The following is a 23,256-nucleotide window of genomic DNA, read 5'->3' as shown; positions in this document are numbered from 1 at the left end:
ATGGCATACTTTATAGACGTTATATTGCCTATACCGCTTCCTAAGTTGTTTACTTATAGTATAACGGACGCAGAATCTGGATTTTTAAAAACGGGCATGCGGGTGTCTGTTCCTTTTGGCAAATCAAAAATATATACCGCACTGGTTTTTAAAATTCATACAAACGCACCAACAGCTTATGATGCTAAAGAGATTCATCAAATTCTAGATGATACGCCCATAGTAAACCAAAAGCAGTTTCAGTTATGGCAATGGATAGCGAGTTATTATATGTGTACATTAGGCGATGTAATGCGAGCTGCTCTGCCCAATGCTTTTGTTTTGGAGAGTGAAACCGTAGTACTTAAAAATACGATAAAAACCATAGACGAGTCTACGTTAAAAGATGATGAGTTTTTGGTGTATGATGCGCTCAATCACCAATCATCTTTAAAAATACAAGATATTTCTAGTATTTTAGATAAGAAAAATGTGCTTCCTGTTATTAAGAGGCTCATTGAAAAAGAAGTGATTTCTGTTGAAGAAGAAATTTATGAAAAATACAAACCGAAATTGGTTCGCTATGTAAAGCTTCATACTCATTTCACTTCAGAAAAAGCACTACATGGTTTGTTGGAAGAATTGAGCAGAGCTCCAAAGCAAAGACAGGTGATTATGACACTGTTTTCTATTTCTGCAAAAACAAGAAAACCTGTAAAGGTTTCAGAATTATCTTCTGAAAGTGATGCTTCAGCAGCGATTATTAAGGCATTGATTGAAAAAGATGTTCTAGAGGAGTACTATATCCAAACGGATCGGATTCAGTATTCTGGAGGTGAAAATGAAGCGACTAAAACCCTGAACGACTACCAAAGTACAGCATTGGAGCATATAAATACATCTTTTGAAACGCAAAACATCACATTGCTCCATGGTGTTACATCTTCTGGGAAAACCGAAGTATATGTAAAGCTTATTGAAGAGGTTGTTAAGCAAGGAAAACAAGTGTTGTATCTGTTGCCAGAAATAGCACTTACGACACAATTGGTATCCCGACTTCAAAATTACTTTGGAGAGCAAGTAGCGGTATACCATTCTAAATATTCTTCTCATGAACGAGTTGAGGTTTGGAATCACGTTTTAAATAAAAGTGTAAAAGCACAAATAGTACTTGGGGCACGTTCTTCTATTTTTTTACCGTTTGATAACTTAGGTTTGATTATTGTGGATGAAGAGCACGAGCAATCTTTTAAACAGTTTGATCCTGCGCCACGGTATCATGCACGAGATACGGCTGTAGTACTTGCTCATATGCATGGAGCAAAAACACTTTTGGGTTCTGCAACTCCAAGTTTGGAAAGTTATTTTAATGCAAAACAAAACAAATATGGTTTTGTGGAGATAACAACGCGTTATAATGAGGTGTTAATGCCTGAAATAGAGTTGGTAGATATTAAGGATAAGCATAAACGTAAGCTAATGAAAGGGCATTTTAGCGATAGACTTATCGAAGAAATGACGGAAACCTTGAAGGAAGGCTATCAAATTATCCTATTTCAAAATCGGCGTGGGTTTTCACCTATTGTAGAATGCAATACTTGTGGGCATGCACCACAATGCCCTAACTGCGATGTAAGCTTAACGTATCACCAATATAGAAGTCAGTTGCGCTGCCATTATTGTGGTTATACTACGGCCATGCAGATAAGCTGTATGGCTTGCGGTGCCCAAGATTTGGATAGTAAAGGTTTTGGTACAGAACAAATTGAATCTGAAGTGAAGCTTTTGTTTCCCGATTATAAGGTGGCACGAATGGACTTAGACACTACACGTGGAAAGTATGGCTATGAAAAAATAATTACAGCATTAGAGCAACAGGAAATTGATATTTTAGTGGGGACACAAATGTTAACCAAAGGCTTGGATTTTAGAAACGTAAAGCTGGTAGGCATTATGAATGCCGATAATATGTTGAACTTCCCCGACTTTAGAGCGCATGAACGAAGCTTTCAATTGATGCTTCAAGTATCGGGTAGGGCAGGACGTACCGATGAACGGGGCAGGGTGCTTATCCAGACCTATAATCCATATCATAATATATTACAACAGGTTTCTACAAACAACTATGTGGCGATGTATAATGAGCAAATGAACGATCGTTATAATTATAAATATCCACCTGTTTATAAACAAGTGAAAATTATTTTGAAACACAAAGATTACAACAAAGTAGAGGCAGCCGCTACTTGGTTTGCAAAGGCGTTAAGGCATGTTTTTGGTGATAATGTGTTAGGGCCAGAAGCCCCACCAGTAGCTCGGATTAGAAATCAATTCCATAAGAATATTTTAGTAAAGATTCCTAAAAAACAATCCTTATCCAAAACTAAAGAAGCTATTATTAAAATAAATAACAGCTTCTCGAGCGTGAAAGATTTTAGATCTGTTAGAGTAATATTAAATGTTGATAACTTCTAGTTGCTTAGAGGTTTGTAGGTGAATCGTAAATTGAAGGTTGTCCTAAAAAATTATTAGGAGGCGTTTTAAATATTATTTAAAGCGTCTACCAATTGGGTCTTTTTATTTCTACTTAGAGGTATCTCGTAGGCGCCAACCTCAACATTCTTACTGTTAAATCTATCAATTTTGTCAAGATTCACAATATAAGATTTGTGGATTCTTAAAAACTTGCCTTCAGGAAGCTCGGCTTCAAAAGATTTCATGGTTGATAGCACCACTAAACTATTTTCTTCGGTAACCAGTTTTACATAATCTCCAAGAGCTTCAATCCATTTGATGTCCTTAATATAGACTTTACGTTTTTTAAGATTGCTCTTTACAAAAATGTGTTCACCATCTTCTTCACTAAAGTCCAGTTTAAGCTTATGCTGTTCTAGTGCTTTTTCAACTGAAGTGTTAAAACGTTCTCTAGATATAGGTTTATGTAAATAATCGGTAGCATCGTAGTTAAACGCTTTAAAAGCATATTCGGTTTTTCCGGTAACAAAAATAATTTGAGGCTTATTGTTTAATACGTCTAAAAGCTCAAATCCGTTTAAAACAGGCATCTCTATGTCTAGAAAGATTAAATCCACTTGATGAGAATTTAAACCATTTTTAGTCTCAAGCGCACTACTGTACTCTGCTATTAAATTAAGAGCGGGGTGATTCTCTACTAACTTAACAATGGAGAGTCTCTGTATCGCTGAGTCGTCTACTACTACGCAGTTTAAAGTCATAACATTACTAATATTTCGGTTAAGATATCGACAACAGTACAAAAAATTCGGATAAAAACCAAAAAACATCGACAAACAGTGTTTTTTTAGCTTTTTTTTAATGTTTTGACATAGCCCTACAAATATACTTTAAAATATTGAATATCTTATAGTTGTTTTATATGGTTTAATTCGCTAGTTTTGCACCCATTTTAACATTAAAATAGATTTTTATGAATCATTATGAAACTGTTTTCATCTTGAATCCCGTTTTATCTGAAGAACAGATAAAGGAAACAGTACAGAAATACGAAGATTTTCTTGTTTCTAAAGGAGCAAAGATGGTATCCAAAGAAGATTGGGGGCTAAAAAAATTAGCTTATCCAATCCAAAACAAAAAAAGTGGTTTTTATCACTTGTTTGAGTATCAAGTTACAGGAGAGGTCATCGATCTTTTAGAAGTAGAATTTAGACGTGATGAGCGTTTTATGCGTTACCTAACGGTCGCTTTAGACAAGCATGCTGTGTCTTGGGCAGAGAGAAGAAGAGTTAAACTTAAAGCAAAAGCGTAATTATGTCATCTATAGAACAACAATCGAAAAGTAAAAAAGACGGCGAAATCAGATATTTAACACCGTTAAATATCGATACCAATAAGCAAAAGAAATATTGTCGTTTCAAAAAATCTGGAATTAAGTATGTAGATTATAAAGATGCAGACTGGTTATTAGGTTTTGTAAACGAACAAGGTAAAATTTTACCAAGACGCTTAACAGGAACTTCTTTAAAGTACCAAAGAAAAGTATCTGTTGCTGTAAAAAGAGCACGTCACTTAGCATTAATGCCTTATGTGGCAGATTTATTAAAATAAAATACCGATAACAATGGAACTTATATTAAAACAAGACGTTGAAAACTTAGGATTTAAAGACGATGTTGTAACAGTTAAGAACGGTTATGGTAGAAATTTTTTAATTCCTCAAGGAAGTGCTATTTTAGCAACAGTATCTGCTAAAAAAGTATTGGCCGAAAACTTAAAGCAAAGAGCTTTTAAAGAAAAGAAAGTAGTTGACGATGCTAATAAAGTGGCTGAAGCCATAAAAGCTTTAGATATTAAGATACCTGCTAAAGTAGGTTCTGGAGACAAATTATTTGGATCTATAAACAATAGCGATGTTGCTGAAGCTTTAGCTAAAGAAGGGCAATCAATTGATAAGAAATACATTACAGTTACTGTTGTTAAACGTTTAGGCAAATACAACGCCGTAATACGTTTACACAGAGATGTAGTGGTTGATTTAGAATTTGAGGTTATTGCACAAGCAAGTTAATGCTAATTCATAAAGTAAAATAAAAAACCTGATATTAATTATCAGGTTTTTTTGTGCCTTGTTTTTTCAAAACCCTTCAAACACACCTAAACCAAATAAGGCAAAATCGTATTTTACTGGATCTTTGGCATCTAATTTTCTTAAAGCCGTATCTAATTCTAAAAGGGCTTTACCATCATTTTGTTTACGATTAAGCAAACCTAATTTACGGGCTACATTTCCAGAGTGTACATCTAAAGGGCAAGACAATTGTTTAGGATCTAAACGAGTCCAAATGCCAAAGTCTACGCCTGCATTGTCATGTCGAACCATCCAGCGTAAAAACATGTTAATACGTTTTGCGGCAGAATTTTTTAAAGGATCGCTAACGTGTTTTTGTGTTCTGGGCAAATGCTCTATTTCAAAAAAAGTGCTTTTAAAGTTTGAAATAGACTTCTGGAGCGAATCCTTTTCAGCATGCTTTAGAAAAACAGCCTCTAAACCATTGTGGTTTTTATAAATATGGTGTAATGATTTTATAAACTGAATAAAATCATCTCCATTAAATGTGCGATGAACAAAGGGATGCAGTTTTTCTAAATCGGTTTCTGTATGGTTTTTTATAAAATCATAAGGGGCATTATCAAGTAGATCCATCATGCGTTTGGCATTGTTGATGATGCTTTTTCTATTGCCCCAAGCGATGGTAGCCGAAAGAAACCCCGATATTTCAATGTCTTCTTTTATATGGAATTGATGGGGAATTTGAATAGGGTCGCTCTCAATAAAATCTGGATTGTTATATTGATAGGTTTTGGCCTCTAAAAATTCTTTAAGCTCTGATGTTTTCAAAATTATTGATTAACAATTTTCCCATCAACCATAACCAGCTTTCTATCCGCTAAATTGGCTAATTCTTCATTATGGGTTACGATTACAAAAGTCTGGCCAAATTCATCACGTAATTTAAAAAACAGACTATGTAGATTCTCGGCAGACGCGGTATCTAAATTGCCAGAGGGTTCATCAGCAAAAATTAAATCGGGATTGTTAATAAGGGCCCTCGCTACGGCGACGCGCTGCTGTTCCCCTCCCGATAGCTCACTGGGCTTGTGCTGGTAACGGTGGGAGAGTCCTAGAAAATCAAGAAGTTCTTTGGCGCGCTTTTCGGCATCTGCTTTTTTTGTTCCTTTAATAAAAGCGGGTAAGCATACGTTTTCAATGGCCGTAAATTCTGGTAACAATTGGTGGAACTGAAAAATAAAACCAATGTTTTCATTTCTGAATTTTGCCAATGCCTTATCATTTAATGTGCCCACATTTACACCGTTAATAGTTAAGTTATAACGGTCTTTTGCAGAAGCACGATCTAAAGTGCCTAATATCTGTAGCAAAGTGGTTTTTCCTGCGCCCGAAGCTCCAACAATAGAGACCACCTCTCCTTTGTTAATTTGAAGTTCCACACCTTTTAAAACGTGAAGTTCGCTGTAATATTTATGTATGTTTTGTGCTTTTATCATCAATTTAATAAGGATTAAATGTGCTAGAAAGGCTGAAATTAATACTTTGTAAATTACTATACAAGCAACTGATCTTGACTTTCTCTATTTACTTAAAAATGCATAGTATTTAGACCTGTTTTATCTTTGTAATTTCTTTAGCATTATATTTTTTTGCTTGTGTTTTATAAGTAACTTTATTTTAGTGGATTAAAGTGCTTATGCTATTTGTTTTTTAGTTAAAATATAGCCTAATTAATATGTTTTAAAATAACTTTGCATAAAACATAAGGGTTAACTGTTTTCTGTTACTAATAAGCTTTAATTCTTTTAAAAAACACCATACAGCATGTTATATAAACAGTTTGAAGAGTACGATTTACAGGTGACTGAGGATATTAAAAATAGCTATAAAAGTATTATTGAGGATTTGGGTGAAGATACAGAGCGGGATGGCCTTATAAAAACACCTGAACGTGCCGCCAAGGCCATGCAATTCTTAACGCAAGGCTATGATCAAGATCCTGTAGAAATTCTTAAAAGTGCTATGTTTAAGGAGTCTTATAACGAAATGGTAATTGTAAAGGATATTGAATTATATTCCCTTTGCGAACACCATGTTTTACCTTTTTTTGGTAAAGCCCATATGGCCTATATCCCTAACGGACAGATTGTGGGCTTGAGTAAATTAGCTCGAATTGTTGATGTTTTTGCCAGACGCTTGCAAGTACAAGAGCGTTTAACAGAACAAATTTTAGACTGTATTAACGATACCTTACAGCCACAAGGCGTTGCGGTGGTTATTGAAGCATCGCATATGTGCATGATGATGCGTGGGGTACAGAAACAAAATTCGTTAACGACTACTTCTGGTTTTAGAGGACAATTTGAAAAAATCGAGACCAGAAATGAGTTTTTGAAACTTATTGGAAAATGATTTTGGTACATTTCTTGTTATTCTAATAATTAGAAACTTTTTATATGAGAAATTTTATTTTTGCTTTAACATCTGTTTTTTTAGTTAATTGCGCCAATAAAACAACATACGATTATAACTCTATGATTGGAATGGAGTTTGTGGATATAGATCAGATTGATAAATTTTCTAATTACTTTAAAGTCAGTGATACCGTTATTGACGAAGCTGATACCGAAGCAAAATATGGTATTTTACATTTAAGGGATACTATAAATAACCTAATACTATTTAATCGTATTTCTTACGATGGTCTTTTAAATAGGATTTATAAAATTTTGGACACCTTAATACTACCTAAAAGGAATAAAAACGAGTTTGTCACTATTGGTTATTGTAGCGTTAAAAATAGTTTGGATGAAAGTTTCATTGCGATAGTTGATAAAACGGATAGTCTTCAAATCCAGAATATTAAAAAGGCTTGGTCTGTTAATACGGATTCTGAAAAAATAGAATATTTTAAAAATCTAAATAAGATGACATGTTTTAACGAATGGTTTTGTAACGAATGAATAAATACACAAAATTAGGATTCGGGATTTTATTTGATGCCATTGGATATCTCTCTTATATTATACCGGGTATTGGCGAATTTACCGATATCGTTTGGGCACCCATTTCGGGTTGGTTAATGACAAGGCTTTACAAAGGGAAAGCGGGAAAAATAGCAGGTGTTATCGCGTTTGTTGAAGAAGCGCTTCCTGGTTTTGATGTGATTCCTTCTTTTACGCTGATGTGGCTTTACACCTATGTCTTTAAGAAGCAATAGAGGTTTTATAGGCTAATTTACTTCGGTATTTAGATAACATTATTGAAATTGTATTGTGTTATGCTTCTCTAGCTTCAGGTGCTATCCTTTTTTTATTGTTTTTTAAAACTTCAAATCTAACCATGTTTAAAACGGAGTATAATTCTAAGTTAGGCATCTAAAAATGGGTTACTCAACAACGTGTTTATGTTTGTTAAATAACCCATTAAATAAGCGTATTCTAGCTTACTCATAAAAAGTAAGGCGCTTGTTTATCATAGCGTATATGTAAATCCTATACTAATATTCCGTCCTATATTAAAAATGCCATCAGATTTTAACCTCGATAAATGATTAACATATGTTTTGTTCGTTAAATTGTTTCCTGAGATACTAAGTAATAAATCCTTTTTAAAAAGCCTGAGAGTACTACCAAAACCCGCGCTTAATAAACTATAATCTTTTGTGCTGGTCTCAAATGCACCTAGTTTATTTTGTTGGAAAGTGGTTTTTAGCTTTACAAAAGCATAGCTTTTTTCTAACCATTTTTTATTAAATTCTACACGAATCATATTGCTTAAAGTGTGTGCAGGAATTAGCGGCAGATAATCATCGTTGTTTTGTTTTCCTGTAACCATTTCAAAGTTTGACTCGACATGAAGCCAATCCATAGGGTGGGGGTGAACATGAATACCAAATTCTCCTCCGTATAAGTGAGCATTGTTTTGAAAATACTCATAAACAGGAACATTTTTTATAATCTCGCCATTTGGAGATAGGTAAATGTAGTTTTTAATCGTGTTGTAAAATACGTTTGCGAAAACTTCCAGATGCTCGTTCGTGTATTCTAATGCGACATCAGCTTGTAAATTTTGTTCACTTTTTAATGTTTCATTTCCTATTTCAAAGCGGTTGGTGCCTTCGTGCGTTCCATAGGATTTGAGTTCGGCTAAATTTGGTGCTCGAAAACCACTGGCTAAATTTACTCGTGCGGTAATATATTTTGCAATATTGGTTTTTACACCAGCTGCGGCATTAAAGCTGTTGAAGCTTTTGTTGAAGTCTGAATTTACATCAATGGTTCTATTATCAAAACGGATACCCAATTGCATATCGGCTTTTTCAAAATGAATATGGGAGGTCGCTAAAATGCCAATATCATTCGTTCTGGCATTAGGAATTAATTGTTCGTCACCATAATTGGTGTTTATTTGGTTCATGCCTTGAACACCAAAAATAGTTTCTAATTTTCCTAACTTTGGCAAATTATATTTAATATCGTAATTGGCTGTTTTTAGCTTCATGTGTAAGGCAGGGTCTAAGGTGCCATATGCCTCATGTTCATGCTCCTCTTCATGTTCTTCATGATCATGGTGGTCATCATGGTCGTGGTCATCATGGTCGTGAGGGGTTTCAAATTCTTTGCGGTCATTGTAAATATACCCTAAGTTAATATCCAACCGGGATTTGTTAAAAAATATGGTCGATTTTGAACTTAGTACATGATTTGTAATATTTTGAAAGGGTAATAATGGTGTTCTATTTTTAGATTGTTCACCACCTTGCCCGATTCCTGTAGTTATAGGTATTCCTAAGTCAGAAACATTTACATTATATCGAAATTCTGTAGTGAAGCCTTTATTTTGATACCCTATTCCTGCTTTAAAATCCTGTTCATTAAAACGGGTATTTGTAACGCGGTAGGCATCGGTTTTATAATCTGAATGGGACGCTGTACTTCCTCTAAATAAAAATTTAAACGTTTCTGTAGATGATTTAACCCCTGCACTTGTAGTAACCCCCTCCGTGTTACTAAAGTAATTGGCGGCAACATCTCCAGTGGTACTATTGCTTTGCGAAAAACGCTCTGGATTAACGTATAGCACGCCGCCAAGAGCATCACTTCCGTAAAGTAGGGAGGCAGGACCTTTAATAACTTCAATACTTTCTACTCCAGCATCATTGATCCCCAAGCCATGTTCGGCACCAAATTGTTGATTTTCCAATCGGACACCTTGAGCATATACCAAAACACGATTGGAACTTAGGCCTCTAATAACGGGTTTTCCAATACCTAGGCCTGTAGTAAGGCTTTCTACTCCAGGAATATTGGCAATACCTTCTGCTAAAGTAACTGCGCCGCCGGCTTTTAAATTTTTAATATTTTCCTGTTCGACCTTCATAACATTATCGCGTTGTAATTTATGAAAGGGTGTAGAAATGATAATGTCTTTCATTTCAATAAATGATGGCGATAAGCTAAGATGTAGATGCTCTTCAAAAGGAATTTTAATAGTAATGGATTTGGTTTGATAGCCTATAATAGAAAAAAGAACTTCATATTTGCCAGGAGGAAGGTTGTCGATTGTAAAATCTCCTTTTTCATGAGACATTGTTCCTTTTTCAACAGCTGGGATATAGATGTTTGCATAAACAATAGGTGCTTTTGTATTACTATCTGTAATGACACCGTGTATTGAATTTTGCGAATATATAGGAGTGATTGCTAATAAAAGCAAAATTTTAAATAATAATTTCATTGTATATGTGTTTGTGTTTCCACTTATATAGATAGGCTTAAAATACCTTCTTGTAAAGCAGACTTTAGTTTAATGATTTAAGAAAAGCCGATATGAATATTCGGCGTATTTTGAAAAAATTAAACTTGTGTAGGAGGACCCCGTAAAGAGAAGTGTAAGCGTTGGTATTTGCTTAAAAAGATGTAATGTGATATGATCTTTGAGCTTACCAGTTGTGGACTAAAAAAGTTATAACTTATAAAAGTAAAGGTAGCATTGTTGCTTATTTTGAATTTATAAAAGTCACAATCGATATCAAATTCATGAAAATGTGTGGTGGAGTTATCAAGACAGACTTTATGGTCTTGATGTGTAAAAATATGAGCAGATTTAACAACAACAGGTATCAAAATAGCTATCGCTAGGCAGAAGGCTATGGCTCTAAAAATGCTATGGGTTTTGAGGTTTTCCACTAATCTATAAATCGTTTTAAACCGATTCTACGGAGCATTTTCTTTTCAAAATCCCAGAAAAACCTGTATTGCCCAAAAAGCCAACCAATTAAAACCAATAAAACCTGATAAAAAATAAAACCGATAAGGGTATAAAGAACCCAGTAGGCTACAATATGAAGATTTTCTTTATTAATACCCGCTAATTTTATTAATGGTTTTCCTATAAAAACGGAAGAAGAGCCTGTTATGGCAAAAACCAAGAATATGCTAATCAGTTCCCATCGGTATGTAACAGGCCATTTTTTTTCTAACTTTTTGAAAATAAAAAGCACTAATTTTAGGAATACGAAAAACAGAACGGTTGTTAAAAGTAACGTATAAGCAATAGGGGAGTCTCTTAAGAACACATAGGACAATCTGTAAGCAGAATATCCTAAAGCCACTATGCCTAGAAAAGGAAAGACTAGTTGCCAGTTCTTTTTAATGTCCCAATTATCTTTAAATGTCTTCAAAATTCTAATTTGGATGCAAAAATAGTTAAAGTGTTTCAAATTCTTGGATCAAATGGCCCTAATCTTTGGTTGTGGCTTATTTGAAAGTAAATAAAGTAATTATAAAGCTTATAATTAACTTCGTAGCCATAATCTATGCTTGACTTGTAATCAATGCTTAATTCATATAAATTAGGGTCGTAGCGCTGTGGTTGTTGTACACGTTGATTCCATTCGGTTACATAAACTTTATTTCTGTTTTCTAAATAGGATTGCGAATAAAAGCCTTCCGGCTTTGCCTGACTTAATAACCAAGTACTAAAACCAGGATCAATAATAATGATTTCATACTCTAAATCTTCATTTACAATTTTAACAGTGTCTTTCTGTTTTGTGTTTCCTAAACGTTCATCTGTACTTGTTTTTTTTGAAGTATGACAGCCCATCACAACGCTAAAAACCAATACGATATAAAGAAATGTTTTCATAAGCATTTTTAGTTTTAAAGGGTGTAGCTGATAAAAAAACAGAATGTAGGGTGTTGTGTTAAAACTAATACTATCAATTTGCTAATTGCTTCGATGGTTGTGGAAAAAGAACAAAGCCTATAAGCGCATCATCATATTGTTATTTAAAGTTACAAAAATGATTTTAAAGGGGATAGAATACTAATGTTTTTAACAAAAATAGCATCAAACTTTTTTGCTTGATGCTATATGTTTTTGGTTTTTAAAAAACATTTTACTTTCCAAAAAGACCGCCTAGCATACCACCAAGTCCGCCTTTCTTTTTATCGCCACCAAGTACCATACCCGCCACATCATCAATAACGCTTCCGTCGCCATCTGCATCCAAAATAGATTCTAAGAAACTTTGCTCCTGTCCGGCAGAGTTGCCTTGTAGTAAGCCTCCTAGTAAACCTTCTAATCCGCTTGGGCTATCTACCTTTTGTTGCTTGGCCTGGTTGCCTAAAACGCCCATTAAAATAGGTGCAGCAACTTTTAGTATTTGGGAAATAGAACTAGCGTCTATTCCTGATTTTTGACTTAAAGCATTTTCTACATGCTGTTGTTTTCCGCCCAAAACATGTCCTAATATTTTACTGCCGTCGTCCATAACCTTAGCGTCTACACCTCCGGAGAACAAACCACCAAGACTATTTAAAATGCCACCATCATGTTTGCTACTGTTTATAGCATTTAATAAACCCTCTGCGCCTTGAGGGGTTGAAGCGTTGCGTTTCATGGCTTGCATTAATACGGGTAAGGCCATGGTTAAAACATCTTGTGTTTTATTCTGAGGCTGATTGGTTTGATTGGACACACCGCTGATGAGAGCTTTGCCCATATCACTATTTAATAAATCTAAAATTCCTGACATGCTTTTATGTTTTTAATAATTTGTTTAAAAATGGAACATCCGTTCAATTTACAAAAAAAACCTTTCTTTTTATATATTTAGAAGCTTAAATATATTATTTTAACTGTATTTTATTGAAAACTCTAATTTTCTGAAAATAAGAAAGCCCCTCCATTTGGGGAGGGGCTTTCTTATTGCGCTTAAGTTTTTTTATCCTAAAATACTGATAATCTGTTCTGCTAGTTCTGTACCAATTCTATCTTGAGCTTCGTTAGTTGCAGCACCTGTATGAGGTGTTAAAGATAAAGCAGGATTCATTAATAATTGGATTTCTGGTTTTGGTTCTTTTTCAAAAACATCTAAAGCAGCACGGGCAACTTTACCATTTTCGATTGCTTTAACAAGAGCCATTTCATCAATAACACCACCTCTTGCAGCATTCGCTATAATAACACCATCTTTCATCATATTGAATTCGGCTTCACCAATAACGTAATCTTTTTGTGCAGGAACGTGTAACGTGATAAAATCAGACTGTTTTAAAACCTCTTCTTTAGAAATGGTTTTAATGTTGAAGCTTACTTTTTGCCCATCAAAGAAATCTAATTCTAAATTTGCATTTTCTAAAAATGGATCAAAAGCGATAACCTTCATTCCGGCGCCTAAAGCTACTTTTGCGGTGGCTTGACCAATACGTCCAAAACCTAAAACCCCCAAAGTTTTTCCTTTAAGCTCTGTACCTTTAGCATAGGCTTTCTTTAACTTTCCAAAATTGGCATCACCTTCTAAAGGCATATCTCTATTGGAATTATGTAAAAAACGAGCTAAACCATAAAAATGGCCAAAAACTAATTCTGCAACAGAATGGGAAGAGGATGCTGGTGTATTTATAACGTGAAGTCCTTTTTCCTTGGCGTACTCGACATCGATATTATCCATACCAACGCCACCACGTCCTATAATTTTTAAATCTGGACAACCATCAATAATATCTTTGCGTACCTGTGTGGCACTGCGCACCAATAAAACATCAATGTTGTTTTTATTGATATAGTCCTTAAGTTGTTCTTGTGCTACGGTTACTGTGAATACTTCATATCCGCCTTTTTCAAGAGCTTCAATACCGCTATTTGAAATACCATCGTTTGCTAATACTTTCATTGAAAAAAAATTTAGTTATTTCCTCAAAGGAGGAAATTTTTTTTATATTATTTTAAGCTTTGCTTTCTAACTCGCTCATAACCTCTACAAGTGCTTTTACGCTCTCTATAGGTAAAGCATTGTACATAGATGCTCTATAACCTCCAACACTTCTATGGCCATTAACACCGCTAATACCAGCCTCTTTAAGCATGCTTGCAAAAGTTTCTTTTAAGCTTTCTTTTTCTAAAGTGAATGTTGCATTCATAAAAGAACGATCCTCTTTAGTTGCGAATCCTTTAAATAAAGGGTTCAAATCAATTTCAGAATACATCAATCGCGCTTTTTTCTCATTCTCTTGTTCGATGCCCGCGATACCACCAACGCTTTTTAGCCATTCTAATGTCAATAAAGATGTGTAAACAGGAAAAACAGGAGGAGTATTTAGCATACTGTCACTAGCAATATGTTTTTTGTAATCTAAAATAGAAGGGATGGTACGAGATACTTTTCCTAAAATATCTTCTCTTACTACTACAAGGGTTGTACCAGCAGGTCCCATGTTTTTTTGAGCACCAGCATAAATTAAACCAAATTGGCTAAAATCTAATTGGCGAGAAAAAATATCACTACTCATATCGCACACTAAAGGGCTGTCTGTTTTTGGAAAAGATTTCATTTGCGTTCCAAAAATAGTATTATTGGAGGTACAATGAAGGTAATCTAATCCTGAAGGGATTTCAAAGCCTTTAGGAATATAATTGAAATTAGCATCTTTTGAAGAAGCAACCTCATAAATATCACCGATAACCTTTGCTTCTTTTATCGCTTTTTCACTCCAAGCACCTGTATTTAAATAACCTGCTTTTTTTTCTAAAAGGTTCATGGCAACCATTAGAAACTGTGTGCTTGCACCACCTTGTAAAAATAATGCTTGGTATCCTTTGCCTTCTAAGCCCAATAATTCTAAAACTAAAGCTCTCGCTCTATCCATAATATCAACAAAATCTTTACTTCTGTGTGATATTTCGATTAAAGATAAGCCGCTACCGTTATAATCAAGAACAGCTTCTGAAGCTTTATTTAATACCTCTTGTGGTAAAATACTAGGTCCTGCACTAAAGTTATGTTTTTTCATGTTTTATTATAGAATTAATAAGGTTCAAAATTGCTAAAAAATACGCAAATTTGTTAATTAAGGATGCAAAGTTGCTAATTTATTGTATAATTATGGGTATAAAATCCATATTTTTTTTACTAAAGTTTTATTAAAAAAGAAATAGAATCTATTCCATCAGCATAATCCCATAGTTCTGGTTTTTGAGTGTTTCCAAAAGTGATTTCGTTATCGTCAAAACCTTTAGCCACTACGCATTGGATGTTATGTTTTTCTGCGGCAAGGACTTCTTTTAATTCGTTTTCAGAATTATAATATTCATAAAACACGGTTGCAATAGGCGAGGAAAAACTTCGGTCCTCTTTTATCATTAAAAATCCGTTTTCCAGCATATCATATTCGCTCATTAAGTATACGGCTTTATTATAGTCATAATTATTAGCATATTTAGCAGTATCAATAATAGGGTGCCAGTGGTACATGGCCTCGAAAAAAGCATTGAAATTATAGTCTCTAGGAACATAAAGCTTAGATACATTTCGGCATCCTAAACCGTAATATCTAAAAACATCTTCAGCTAAGCCCTGAAGTTCCTCATGGGTTTCATGTCCTGTTAAAACAGCAACAGAGTTTCTGTTATGTCTGATAATGGATGGTTTATTTTTAAAATAGTACTCAAAATACCTTGCTGTATTATTGCTTCCCGTAGCTATAACCGCATCAAAAGTCTCTAGTTTGTCTTCGGTAAAGGTGATACGCCCTTTAAGTTCTGGAGCAACATACTCTAGATATTTTGCTAAAAAAGGCAATAAGTGTTTGTCGCTGGAAGCTTGTTTTACAATAACATAATGTCCACTGATCAATACCGATAAAAAATCGTGAAATCCTACTAAAGGAATGTTCCCTGCCATAATAATGGCGATTTTTTTAGGGTTGGGCTCAGGCATTTGGTACCGAGCCAGCCAAGTCGAAATGTTTTCATATGTAAGCAGTTTGTGCCAGCCTTCAATAGCAAACAATATATTTTCCTGTGTAAACCAATTATTGTTTTCTTGAGCGAGCTTTAGTTGATGTTTAAATCCATCAAAGAAAAAATCATTATGAAGAATATTTTCTTTTTTCTCAATAATTTGGTTGGAAAATTGCCCTAAAAAAGTTCCTAAATTTGAGAATGCGGTAATTCTTTGTTGTAAATCCATTCGGAATTTGGTTATGAAAGGTTTTGGCGTTATTTTTGCGAAAGCAAAGTTATAAAAATGTAATGAATGCAGTTTTTATTAACTTGTTTTTATTAAAAGTTTAAAAAACTTATAAATTAAAACTAAAAATACGCGATGGCAATTATAATAACAGACGAATGTATAAATTGTGGGGCCTGCGAACCTGAATGTCCAAATACCGCAATTTATGAAGGCGCAGATGATTGGCGCTATAAAGATGGTACGAGCCTGAGTGGGAAAGTGGTGTTGACCAACGGTGACGAAGTGGATGCAGACGAAGCCCAAGAACCAATAAGTGACGAGATTTACTATATTGTTCCAGATAAATGTACCGAATGTAAAGGTTTTCATGATGAACCGCAGTGTGCTGCAGTATGCCCCGTAGACTGTTGTGTTCCAGATGACGATGTTGTAGAAACAGAAGAGGAGCTTCTTGCAAAACAGCGCTTTATGCATCCAGAGGGCTAGTTGTCCAGCAAGCAAGTCATTAAAAAATATAAAATCCCGAGCTTTTGTTTGGGATTTTTTTATTTCTCTATTTGTTTAAGCTGTTTTTTATAGGTTGATATAGCGTCTTCATTATGAGGTTTGTGGAGTTCGTTTAAGCGGCGATTTTCTTTTTTTAGTAAATAATGTTTCCGGATTCCTAAAATTAAAAGAATGAAACATAGACATACCACGATAAACAATCCTGTTACCAGTTGGTATTGTGTAACTAAGTATGTATCGCTTGTTATAAAGTGGCTATGTCGCATTTAAAATAGTTATAATCAGAGGTGTAGCCTATCAAAGATACTTTAATTGAATTAAAAAATAATATTAAATAACAAAAAAGTATCGATTTTGTATTCTTTATCTTTCATAAAGAGGCTATTATTTGGTAATATTGTGCCTGTGCTGCTTTTTATTACATTTAAAAGATAATGAAGTAAGATAAAGATATTACTTTCAGCGCCTATAAAAGAAGTCCCCCTTTTTAGAAATATAAGTCTTTTAGAACAAAGCATTAAACAAGGCCCGACTTGATAAAATAATATCACAAAAAAAACATTATGTATGGTATATAAACATATTAAAAACATTGAAGAGAAAATCCTTTCAGACCATTATTATGTGCTAAAAAAAATGACGTTTGATTATCAAATGCATAATGAGGAATGGGTTCGTCAAATGAGAGAGGTTTATGATAGGGGCGATGGTGCAGGGATATTGTTGTATAACAAAAGAAAACAAACCGTTATTTTGACAAAACAGTTTAGAATGCCCACTTTTATGAATGGTAATGGGGATGGCTTTTTAATTGAAATCTGTGCAGGAATGCTTGATAAGGATAACCCAGAAGCGTGTATTATTAGAGAAACTGAAGAAGAAGTGGGGTATCGATTAAAAGAAGTGAAAAAAGTGTTTGAAGCCTATACCTCACCAGGAGTTATGACGGAAAAAATGTATTTTTTTATTGGAGAATACACAGATGATATGAAAGTGAACGATGGGGGTGGAGTAGCTACCGAACACGAAGACATTGAAGTGTTGGAGCTTCCCTTTACAGAGGCGGTAACGCTGTTAGATTCTGGAAAAATAAATGATGTGAGAACCATTATATTGTTGCAATATGCACAGCTCCATAATTTACTAAAATAAAGAAGTTTTGTAAATTAGCAGTCAGGAACCATACTGATTAGACTTTTAATGACATCTATAAAACACACGTGTTCTTATAAATATGAGGTTTGTAATTATGCTGTAAACGTGCTTTTTAATGTATTTAAGATTTTGTTTTATTTGAATAGATTTTTTTAATCTATTTCAAATAAATGAAGATCTAATTTAATAAATGAATCGTATATATATCAATTGCCAGAATAGTATATCTTTATGGCCTTAAAATATTAATAACTCACTTAAACCAATAAAAAAACAACAATTATGGATAATAATAAAAGTAACACAGGATTAAAAGTGGCTTTGGGCATCGCTTTGGTTCTTTTTTTAGCAACCGGTTTCTATACCATGAATTTGTACACTAACTCTCAGAAAGTAGAAAAAGATTTAAGTGAAGAGAAACAATTGGTTATGAATGATTTAAACGCAATGGCAAAGCAATATGATGTAGCTATTAGCGAAAATAAGGTAGCAAATACAGATTTAATAGAATCTAGAGCCCGTATTCAACAACTAATAGACTCTTTAAAAATATCAGATACCAATGTTAAAAGCTTATGGAAATATAAACAAAGATATAATTCCTTAAAACTGGAAATGGATGCGTTGCTAAAGCTTAACGATTCATTAAGGGTAGAGAACACATACTTGTCCACTTCTTTAGATAGCACCCGTATTCGTTTGGAAGAGCGCTCCATCTTTACAGATTCTTTATTGGTGCAAAATACAGCTTTGGCAGAAGTGGTTAAAAATGCCGCCGTTTTAGGTGCTGTTGATCTAAAAGGATTTGGCGTTATAGAAAGAACGTCTGGAAAACTGATCCCTACCGAACGAGGCAGACGCGTAGACAAGATTAGAGTATGTTTTACAGTGCCCAAAAACAGACTGGTTCAGGCAGGTGATCAAGAACTGTATGTTCAGGTTATAAATCCTCAGAATAATATTGTAGGTGCTAATGCTCAAGTACAGTTTGATGATATGACGCTTAATTATAGTATTATAAGTAAGTTTAATTACGAAAACAAAAACTTGAATATTTGTGAGTTTGTGTCCAATAAAAATGATGCTGATTTTATTGAAGGTCGGTATATTGTAAATGTTTTTAATGAAAAGGATTTGGTTGCAACAGCAGAGTTTAGATTGAAATAAACAAGTGAAATAGTAAAGTGTAAGCCCGAGAATATTTGTTTTCGGGCTTTTTTATGGGTTTGTTTTAGAAGGTTATGATTTTGTATAATATGAAACTCCTAGCCTTATCTTATCGTTATATACAATGTGTAGGTTAATCTCCAAAAACCATATTAACTCATGGTAAGCGTTTATATATGGTAAAATTTAGGAGACCTAAATGTTTTAGAAGCGAAATAACCTAGGTTTTTTTAGGATTAGGTTTTTGGTTTTTATGCTTTTATAAAGGCGTCTATTTCTATTTTAAGTAAACCGAGAATCTCTTTATGAGCTAGGTTTCTGTTTATAATCTAAATATTTATGGAATCAAATTTTATTTTGTGTTACATTGCTTTAAATAAGCTTGTTTCGATAAATAGAAAAAAGAAAAACAATACGTAGAACACTTCAATGTTAATGTATTATAATAACCGTTATAAATAAAAAATAGTTGATGGCTAAAAAAAACACTTTAAAAAAAAGTCCAAATGTTCATCCCAACAATAAACATAGATCTGGCTACGATTTAGATGTGCTATGCATCGCCCATCCCAGTTTGTCCGCATATGTATTTGAGAATAATTATCTTAAAAAAACTATTGATTTTGCAGACCCAAAAGCGGTAAAAGCACTTAATACGGCCTTGATAAAAAAAGAGTATAATATTAAGTATTGGGATTTTTCAGATGTAAACCTGTGTCCTCCTATTCCCGGTCGCGTGGAATATATCCACTATATCGCAGATTTGCTTAAATCATCCAAAATAGAGGAGAACATAAGCGTTTTAGATATTGGCACAGGTGCTAGCTGTATTTATCCACTTTTGGGACATGCCGTGTATCATTGGAGTTTTGTGGGAACAGATATTAATAATGGGTCTTTAAAACAGGCCCAAAACATTATTAATAAAAACTTACTGCAAGACGTTATTACCTTAAGATATCAAAAAAATTCCTCCCATATACTCAAAGATATTATAAAGGAAGAGGATAAGTTTGCGGTTTCCATTTGTAATCCGCCATTTTATAAATCTGAAAACGAAGCTTTGGAAACAACCATAAAAAAAACTAAAGGATTACATAAGCAAGACGATAGCGTGGTTCGGAATTTTTCAGGAACCCATCATGAACTCTGGTATAAAGGAGGTGAAAAAGCTTTTGTCCACAATTACATTTTTGAAAGTTCGCTATATAAAAACCACTGCGTTTGGTTTACAACGTTGATTTCTAAAAAAGATTTGATAAAAGGAATTTACGCTTCTTTAGAAAAACTTGGGGCTACAAAAATAAAAACCATAGATATGGAACAAGGGAATAAAAAGTCGCGTATTATAGCATGGACATTTCAAACTTTTGGATAATAATATAAAAAAGGTGTTTTTCTTGTTTTGATAAAAATGCAGGGCCTAGATGCCGATTTAAAATAAGCTTACGCTGAAAATAGCAACGATTGCTGCTCCAAAAAACGCAAACTTAAACAGATTTATAAATTAGAAGGTCAGTCATTTTAGTTAATACTGACCTCGGGATATGAATATGATGTTTAAAGTTAATTAAGGCCTTACTTTTCTTTTCTAAAATCTGTTTTGATGAATAAGCCAACTTGTAAGCGGTGTAAATTTGATTTGCTTATCTCATGATTTAAGTAACCCAATTGGATATTACTAGATTTTGATACATTGAGGCCAAGGGCGGTGTAGAATCTATTTTCCGTAAAAACCTCCCCTTCAAGATTGGCAAACACTTCATTTCTAATGTTAATAAAAAACAAATTATCCAACTTTATTTTGGTGCCTAAACGATACCTTAGTCTGTGCTGGGTGGTATGGTTATGGTGAAAATGCATAAAGCGATGCTCCAACCTTAGTCTATGGTTTAGGGGTAAGAAGGATGTTTTATGATTGTAGCTGAACTGTTCGTATATTCTGTTTTCATAAAGATGGCTTTGTCCAGAGGTAGCATAACTTTTGTCAATATCCAAGTAACCATAAACTAACGAAAAAGAAGCTTTTGTATTTAAGTGATAATTTACACCTGCATAATAAAACAAGAGATTGATGTTATCAAAAACTTCATAGGTTCGGAATTCTCCACCTGTTTTAATACCGAATTTATCTGAAATTCTATGATTGGCATCGAGCATATACCAAGAGCCCAATTTATCTTCTGGTGATTGTGAATAGCAGTGTGATACAGAAATAACAAGCAGTAGCGTTGTTAGTAAATACTTCATGATTTTAGTTTTATTTAATGAAATCTTGACATTCATTTTTTAAGGTTTGATTTTTTTAAAAAAATAAGTAATATAAAAGGAGCCCTTTTTTTTGAGCTCCTTTTATTCGCGATAAGAACTTTAAATGTTTTCCGACAGGTGATGGTGTTGATCGATTAAAGGGCCGCCCTGCATAATTTGATTAGAAGCCTGCTCTGCAAATTTTTCAAAGTTTAAATGAAAGGAATGTGCCAGTTGTATGGCTTTACCAATATAGGCGCCTTTTTGCAACCACGTATTCATAGGGTCTAAAATTTCTGACGGTACTCCTGGACAATATTTAGGCATAAATAAGCCAAAGATTGGGTTTTGCTCATAATCTACTTTGTCCAATTCGCCATTTAAGATGGCCGTAATCATAGACCTGGTGTATTTTAATTTTATACGCGACCCCACACCGTAAGGTCCTGCACTCCAGCCTGTATTGATTAACCACACATTTACATGGGCATCAGACATTTTTTTGCTTAGCATTTCTCCATAAACTGTAGGATGTAGTGGCATAAATGGCGCTCCAAAGCAAGCAGAGAAAGAAGGTACGGGTTCTGTTATGCCTGCTTCTGTGCCAGCAACCTTAGCAGTATATCCTGAAATAAAATGGTAAGCCGCTTGGCCAGGCGTTAGTTTTGATACAGGAGGCAATACGCCAAACGCATCACAGGTTAGAAAAAAGATGTTTTTTGGGTTATTTGCATAAAGTGATTCTTGGATGTTGTCGATATGATAAATAGGGTAACTTACGCGAGTATTTTGTGTAATGCTGCTATCCATGTAATCGACTTCGTTATGCGTATTAAAAATAACATTTTCAAGTAAAGCACCGGGTCTTATGGCTCTAAAAATATCCGGCTCTTTCTCTTCAGATAAATCTATCACCTTAGCATAACAGCCCCCTTCAAAATTAAAAACTGTATTGTCTTTGGTCCAACCGTGTTCGTCATCACCAATTAATTTTCGTTTTGGGTCTGCTGATAAAGTGGTTTTTCCTGTTCCCGATAATCCAAAGAAAATAGCAGTATCACCATCTTTTCCAACATTTGACGAACAGTGCATGGGTAGCACTTCTTTTTCCACAGGTAAAATTAAATTGAGTGCAGAAAAAATACCCTTTTTTATTTCACCAGTATAAGCCGAGCCACCAATTAAAACCGTTTTTTCTGTAAAATCTATAATTGAAAAGTTACCCTGTCTAATGCCATAAGCCTCTGGGTTTGGACAAACATACCCTGGAGCACATAAAACCAACCAATCCTCTTTAAAACCGTTCAGTTCTTTTTCCGTTGGTCTTAAAAACATATTATAAACAAATAAACTCGACCAAGGGAACTCTACAATGGCTCTTATCTTGGTTCTGTACCTTGGTTCTGCACACGCATAAGCGTCTCTAGCATACGTGTCTTTATCCGAAAGATATGCTAACACGTTTTTATGTAATTTTTTAAAGTTATCGGATGAAATCGGTTTATTTACTTGTCCCCACCAAACTTTATCGCTGGTGTAATCATCTTTTACAATAAAGCGGTCTTGAGGTGAGCGTCCTGTAAATTTACCAGTGTTTACAGCAAGGGTCCCATTAACAGTTTCTTTCCCCATTTTTTTATCTACCGTTATTTTTTGAAGTGACTCCGGCGATAAATTCCAATGTACATGTTCGTTTTTTAATCCGTAGATTGTGAAATCCGGATTGTGAAGTGTTGTTGTTGAATCTTTCATTTTTTTTTATTTAAAAGTTCGTATTGATAGTCTTTTATTTAAAAACGGCTAAATTATTCTGTATCGGATTAAATACAGGTGTGTTTTTTATGCAAACCAATATCTAACGGTTGTTGTTAAAATGAGAAACATTAAATGGATCATAGGATGTCATAGTTTTCAAATTTTAATATTCCAGAATAGCTTTAAAGATGTTTTGTAAAATTAAGGGAGTTAAGCGTCAATAAGCATGATTAAAATCATACTTTGAATAAGTGGTGTGTTTTTAAATAATATCACTCCCATCCGAAAGTTTTTAAATATTAGCTAAGACTACTTGTTAAGCCCTATTAACAGGGATTTATTTTGACTCTATCAAGAAAATAAGTCTGTTTTAAAAGCTAATTTAGCTTGTGGTTTTCCTCTAATTTTTTTG

23 protein-coding genes are annotated in these 23,256 nt (G+C 34.1%); 11 read left to right on the top strand and 12 right to left on the bottom strand.

The features are described from left to right. Positions 1-2,454 carry a replication restart helicase PriA gene (gene priA, locus ACFFU9_RS02800; protein WP_379859849.1) on the top strand — a complete coding sequence of 818 codons (2,454 nt, stop codon included), beginning with the start codon at positions 1-3 and terminating at the stop codon, positions 2,452-2,454. A gap of 65 nt (positions 2,455-2,519) precedes the next feature. On the opposite strand, the gene ACFFU9_RS02795 is transcribed toward priA, so the two are convergent. Next, complete coding sequence (locus tag ACFFU9_RS02795; RefSeq protein WP_379859848.1) at positions 2,520-3,215, bottom strand: LytR/AlgR family response regulator transcription factor; 696 nt, start codon at positions 3,213-3,215, stop codon at positions 2,520-2,522. Between the two features lie 212 nt (positions 3,216-3,427). Here ACFFU9_RS02795 and rpsF point away from each other — a divergent pair, with 212 nt between their 5' ends. The 3 genes from rpsF to rplI are packed head-to-tail and all read left to right on the top strand — an operon-like array spanning position 3,428 to position 4,525. Beyond that, the gene (rpsF, locus tag ACFFU9_RS02790) at positions 3,428-3,766 is read left to right on the top strand and encodes a 30S ribosomal protein S6 (protein WP_379859847.1); all 339 of its coding nucleotides are present in this window, start codon (positions 3,428-3,430) and stop codon (positions 3,764-3,766) included. 2 nt (positions 3,767-3,768) lie between these two features. Next, the gene (rpsR, locus tag ACFFU9_RS02785; RefSeq protein ID WP_379859846.1) at positions 3,769-4,065 is read left to right on the top strand and encodes a 30S ribosomal protein S18; all 297 of its coding nucleotides are present in this window, start codon (positions 3,769-3,771) and stop codon (positions 4,063-4,065) included. 13 nt (positions 4,066-4,078) lie between these two features. Then, complete coding sequence (gene rplI, locus ACFFU9_RS02780) at positions 4,079-4,525, top strand: 50S ribosomal protein L9 (protein WP_379859845.1); 447 nt, start codon at positions 4,079-4,081, stop codon at positions 4,523-4,525. Positions 4,526-4,591: 66 nt separating this feature from the next. Here the strand turns inward: rplI and ACFFU9_RS02775 are convergent, their stop codons facing one another. Together ACFFU9_RS02775 and ACFFU9_RS02770 are read right to left on the bottom strand one after the other, a co-directional pair. Continuing rightward, positions 4,592-5,356, bottom strand: coding sequence for a TIGR02757 family protein (locus tag ACFFU9_RS02775; protein ID WP_379859844.1), 765 nt, complete (start codon positions 5,354-5,356; stop codon positions 4,592-4,594). Between the two features lie 2 nt (positions 5,357-5,358). Beyond that, positions 5,359-6,024 (bottom strand): ABC transporter ATP-binding protein, encoded by a 666-nt coding sequence (locus ACFFU9_RS02770; protein ID WP_379859843.1) that lies wholly within the window; start codon positions 6,022-6,024, stop codon positions 5,359-5,361. Between the two features lie 328 nt (positions 6,025-6,352). Here ACFFU9_RS02770 and folE point away from each other — a divergent pair, with 328 nt between their 5' ends. Genes folE through ACFFU9_RS02755 form a run of 3 tightly spaced genes read left to right on the top strand, consistent with a single transcriptional unit; the run spans position 6,353 to position 7,748 of the window. Next, entirely contained in the window at positions 6,353-6,940 is a 588-nt protein-coding gene (gene folE, locus ACFFU9_RS02765) for a GTP cyclohydrolase I FolE (protein WP_379859842.1), read from the top strand. Between the two features lie 44 nt (positions 6,941-6,984). Then, the gene (locus tag ACFFU9_RS02760; RefSeq protein ID WP_379859841.1) at positions 6,985-7,491 is read left to right on the top strand and encodes a hypothetical protein; all 507 of its coding nucleotides are present in this window, start codon (positions 6,985-6,987) and stop codon (positions 7,489-7,491) included. Beyond that, positions 7,488-7,748, top strand: coding sequence for a hypothetical protein (locus tag ACFFU9_RS02755; protein WP_379859840.1), 261 nt, complete (start codon positions 7,488-7,490; stop codon positions 7,746-7,748). Before ACFFU9_RS02760 ends, ACFFU9_RS02755 begins: the two co-directional genes overlap by 4 nt. 254 nt (positions 7,749-8,002) lie before the next feature. Here the strand turns inward: ACFFU9_RS02755 and ACFFU9_RS02750 are convergent, their stop codons facing one another. The 7 genes from ACFFU9_RS02750 to ACFFU9_RS02720 all read right to left on the bottom strand — a co-directional run bounded on the left by ACFFU9_RS02750 (position 8,003) and on the right by ACFFU9_RS02720 (position 16,007). Further along, positions 8,003-10,267 (bottom strand): TonB-dependent receptor, encoded by a 2,265-nt coding sequence (locus ACFFU9_RS02750; protein WP_379859839.1) that lies wholly within the window; start codon positions 10,265-10,267, stop codon positions 8,003-8,005. A 451-nt stretch (positions 10,268-10,718) separates the two neighbouring features. Further along, positions 10,719-11,213, bottom strand: coding sequence for a DUF6787 family protein (locus tag ACFFU9_RS02745; protein ID WP_379859838.1), 495 nt, complete (start codon positions 11,211-11,213; stop codon positions 10,719-10,721). A gap of 35 nt (positions 11,214-11,248) precedes the next feature. Beyond that, complete coding sequence (locus tag ACFFU9_RS02740) at positions 11,249-11,680, bottom strand: DUF6146 family protein (RefSeq protein ID WP_379859837.1); 432 nt, start codon at positions 11,678-11,680, stop codon at positions 11,249-11,251. A gap of 253 nt (positions 11,681-11,933) precedes the next feature. Continuing rightward, positions 11,934-12,572, bottom strand: coding sequence for a DUF937 domain-containing protein (locus ACFFU9_RS02735; RefSeq protein WP_379859836.1), 639 nt, complete (start codon positions 12,570-12,572; stop codon positions 11,934-11,936). 189 nt (positions 12,573-12,761) lie between these two features. Next, the gene (locus tag ACFFU9_RS02730; RefSeq protein WP_379859835.1) at positions 12,762-13,712 is read right to left on the bottom strand and encodes a D-2-hydroxyacid dehydrogenase; all 951 of its coding nucleotides are present in this window, start codon (positions 13,710-13,712) and stop codon (positions 12,762-12,764) included. Between the two features lie 52 nt (positions 13,713-13,764). Continuing rightward, complete coding sequence (serC, locus tag ACFFU9_RS02725; protein ID WP_379859834.1) at positions 13,765-14,829, bottom strand: 3-phosphoserine/phosphohydroxythreonine transaminase; 1,065 nt, start codon at positions 14,827-14,829, stop codon at positions 13,765-13,767. Positions 14,830-14,948: 119 nt separating this feature from the next. After that, positions 14,949-16,007 carry an acyl-CoA reductase gene (locus tag ACFFU9_RS02720; protein ID WP_379859833.1) on the bottom strand — a complete coding sequence of 353 codons (1,059 nt, stop codon included), beginning with the start codon at positions 16,005-16,007 and terminating at the stop codon, positions 14,949-14,951. 135 nt (positions 16,008-16,142) lie between these two features. Here ACFFU9_RS02720 and ACFFU9_RS02715 point away from each other — a divergent pair, with 135 nt between their 5' ends. From ACFFU9_RS02715 to rlmF, 4 genes are all read left to right on the top strand, one after another. Further along, the gene (locus ACFFU9_RS02715) at positions 16,143-16,496 is read left to right on the top strand and encodes a 4Fe-4S dicluster domain-containing protein (RefSeq protein WP_379859832.1); all 354 of its coding nucleotides are present in this window, start codon (positions 16,143-16,145) and stop codon (positions 16,494-16,496) included. 588 nt (positions 16,497-17,084) lie between these two features. Next, the gene (gene nudK / locus ACFFU9_RS02710) at positions 17,085-17,669 is read left to right on the top strand and encodes a GDP-mannose pyrophosphatase NudK (protein WP_379859831.1); all 585 of its coding nucleotides are present in this window, start codon (positions 17,085-17,087) and stop codon (positions 17,667-17,669) included. 285 nt (positions 17,670-17,954) lie between these two features. Beyond that, positions 17,955-18,839 (top strand): DUF8428 domain-containing protein, encoded by an 885-nt coding sequence (locus ACFFU9_RS02705; protein WP_379859830.1) that lies wholly within the window; start codon positions 17,955-17,957, stop codon positions 18,837-18,839. A gap of 472 nt (positions 18,840-19,311) precedes the next feature. Next, positions 19,312-20,217 carry a 23S rRNA (adenine(1618)-N(6))-methyltransferase RlmF gene (rlmF, locus tag ACFFU9_RS02700; protein WP_379859829.1) on the top strand — a complete coding sequence of 302 codons (906 nt, stop codon included), beginning with the start codon at positions 19,312-19,314 and terminating at the stop codon, positions 20,215-20,217. A 200-nt stretch (positions 20,218-20,417) separates the two neighbouring features. Here the strand turns inward: rlmF and ACFFU9_RS02695 are convergent, their stop codons facing one another. Further along, positions 20,418-21,089: a DUF2490 domain-containing protein gene (locus tag ACFFU9_RS02695; RefSeq protein ID WP_379859828.1), complete on the bottom strand. Its 672-nt coding sequence runs from the start codon at positions 21,087-21,089 to the stop codon at positions 20,418-20,420. 120 nt (positions 21,090-21,209) lie between these two features. Continuing rightward, on the bottom strand, positions 21,210-22,841 hold the full coding sequence (pckA, locus tag ACFFU9_RS02690) for a phosphoenolpyruvate carboxykinase (ATP) (protein ID WP_379859827.1): 1,632 nt from the start codon (positions 22,839-22,841) through the stop codon (positions 21,210-21,212). Positions 22,842-23,256: the final 415 nt, after the last annotated feature.

The organism is Mariniflexile ostreae (genome assembly GCF_042427585.1).
In the GTDB taxonomy this organism is placed as follows: Bacteria; Bacteroidota; Bacteroidia; order Flavobacteriales; family Flavobacteriaceae; genus Pseudalgibacter; species Pseudalgibacter ostreae.
This window is presented reverse-complemented; position numbering and strand designations above follow the sequence as displayed.

What these genes read in the sequence shown, in the direction of transcription:
- nudK (WP_379859831.1), top strand. Translation starts at nt 17,085, where the DNA reads ATGGTATATAAACATATTAAAAACATTGAAGAGAAAATCCTTTCAGAC.
- ACFFU9_RS02760 (WP_379859841.1), top strand. Translation starts at nt 6,985, where the DNA reads ATGAGAAATTTTATTTTTGCTTTAACATCTGTTTTTTTAGTTAATTGC.
- ACFFU9_RS02740 (WP_379859837.1), bottom strand. Translation starts at nt 11,680, where the DNA reads ATGAAAACATTTCTTTATATCGTATTGGTTTTTAGCGTTGTGATGGGC.
- rpsF (WP_379859847.1), top strand. Translation starts at nt 3,428, where the DNA reads ATGAATCATTATGAAACTGTTTTCATCTTGAATCCCGTTTTATCTGAA.
- ACFFU9_RS02720 (WP_379859833.1), bottom strand. Translation starts at nt 16,007, where the DNA reads ATGGATTTACAACAAAGAATTACCGCATTCTCAAATTTAGGAACTTTT.
- ACFFU9_RS02750 (WP_379859839.1), bottom strand. Translation starts at nt 10,267, where the DNA reads ATGAAATTATTATTTAAAATTTTGCTTTTATTAGCAATCACTCCTATA.
- ACFFU9_RS02795 (WP_379859848.1), bottom strand. Translation starts at nt 3,215, where the DNA reads ATGACTTTAAACTGCGTAGTAGTAGACGACTCAGCGATACAGAGACTC.
- rplI (WP_379859845.1), top strand. Translation starts at nt 4,079, where the DNA reads ATGGAACTTATATTAAAACAAGACGTTGAAAACTTAGGATTTAAAGAC.
- serC (WP_379859834.1), bottom strand. Translation starts at nt 14,829, where the DNA reads ATGAAAAAACATAACTTTAGTGCAGGACCTAGTATTTTACCACAAGAG.
- rpsR (WP_379859846.1), top strand. Translation starts at nt 3,769, where the DNA reads ATGTCATCTATAGAACAACAATCGAAAAGTAAAAAAGACGGCGAAATC.
- rlmF (WP_379859829.1), top strand. Translation starts at nt 19,312, where the DNA reads ATGGCTAAAAAAAACACTTTAAAAAAAAGTCCAAATGTTCATCCCAAC.
- ACFFU9_RS02705 (WP_379859830.1), top strand. Translation starts at nt 17,955, where the DNA reads ATGGATAATAATAAAAGTAACACAGGATTAAAAGTGGCTTTGGGCATC.
- pckA (WP_379859827.1), bottom strand. Translation starts at nt 22,841, where the DNA reads ATGAAAGATTCAACAACAACACTTCACAATCCGGATTTCACAATCTAC.
- folE (WP_379859842.1), top strand. Translation starts at nt 6,353, where the DNA reads ATGTTATATAAACAGTTTGAAGAGTACGATTTACAGGTGACTGAGGAT.
- ACFFU9_RS02755 (WP_379859840.1), top strand. Translation starts at nt 7,488, where the DNA reads ATGAATAAATACACAAAATTAGGATTCGGGATTTTATTTGATGCCATT.
- priA (WP_379859849.1), top strand. Translation starts at nt 1, where the DNA reads ATGGCATACTTTATAGACGTTATATTGCCTATACCGCTTCCTAAGTTG.
- ACFFU9_RS02715 (WP_379859832.1), top strand. Translation starts at nt 16,143, where the DNA reads ATGGCAATTATAATAACAGACGAATGTATAAATTGTGGGGCCTGCGAA.
- ACFFU9_RS02735 (WP_379859836.1), bottom strand. Translation starts at nt 12,572, where the DNA reads ATGTCAGGAATTTTAGATTTATTAAATAGTGATATGGGCAAAGCTCTC.
- ACFFU9_RS02695 (WP_379859828.1), bottom strand. Translation starts at nt 21,089, where the DNA reads ATGAAGTATTTACTAACAACGCTACTGCTTGTTATTTCTGTATCACAC.
- ACFFU9_RS02730 (WP_379859835.1), bottom strand. Translation starts at nt 13,712, where the DNA reads ATGAAAGTATTAGCAAACGATGGTATTTCAAATAGCGGTATTGAAGCT.
- ACFFU9_RS02770 (WP_379859843.1), bottom strand. Translation starts at nt 6,024, where the DNA reads ATGATAAAAGCACAAAACATACATAAATATTACAGCGAACTTCACGTT.